Raw genomic sequence first — 965 nt, 5'->3', positions numbered from 1 at the left:
ACTCAGCCGGTGCCAAAGCGTAACTTGCTCTAGCGGGCGAAATGCTCCGCCGCGAAGAAATCCCAGTTTAACTCTAACCTAAGGAATGCAATCCATGTCTAAGCGTGGTCTAGGAAAAGGACTGGATGCGTTGTTGTCGACCAGTTCGTTTGCTCGTGAAAAACAGCAAATTGCATCGCAAAGCCAAGCCTTGTCAGCAGACGGTGAACTCACTGAATTAGCCATTGGCCAATTACAGCCGGGGATCTACCAACCGCGTAAAGATATGGCACCTGAAGCGCTTGAAGAATTAGCGGCTTCTATTCAATCGCAAGGCATTATCCAGCCGATCGTGGTTCGTCAGGTTGTTGGCGGACAGTTTGAGATCATCGCTGGCGAACGCCGCTGGCGTGCCGCGAAACAAGCAGGCCTGAAACGCGTGCCTTGCTTGGTTAAGAAAGTTGAAGACCGCGCAGCTATTGCTATGGCTTTGATCGAAAACATTCAGCGTGAAGACTTGAATGTGATTGAAGAGGCGCAAGCATTGGAGCGCCTGCAAGATGAGTTCTCGCTAACGCATCAGCAAGTGGCGGATGTGATTGGTAAGTCAAGAACTACCGTGAGTAACTTGTTGCGTCTCAACCAATTGGATGCCGACGTTAAACGCTTGGTGGCGGAGAAACAACTTGAAATGGGGCATGCTCGTGCGCTGCTGGCACTGGAAGGTGAACAGCAAGTCGAAGTGGCTCAAATGGTGGCTAAAAAGCAAATGACGGTTCGACAAACCGAACAGTTAGTAAAAAAGTGCTTAGCCCCACAAAATGAGCAAAAAGCTCAACAAGAAGATACCGAAGCCGAGCAAATGTCGCATAAATTGAGTCAACTACTTGATGCGAAGGTTTCTTTAAGCCGTTCTGCAAACGGAAAAGCGAAATTGACGATAAGTCTTGATGAGCCTCACAAATTGGACCAACTAATTGCCAAGC

The 965-nt window shown here is 48.7% G+C and carries 1 protein-coding gene; it reads left to right on the top strand.

Annotated elements, in window-relative coordinates:
- Positions 1–94: 94 nt before the first annotated feature.
- On the top strand, positions 95–965 hold an 871-nt coding region (locus tag R8O11_RS25625; protein WP_318194662.1), incomplete at its 3' end, for a ParB/RepB/Spo0J family partition protein.

The organism is Vibrio sp. 1288, from assembly GCF_033344475.1.
This window is presented reverse-complemented; position numbering and strand designations above follow the sequence as displayed.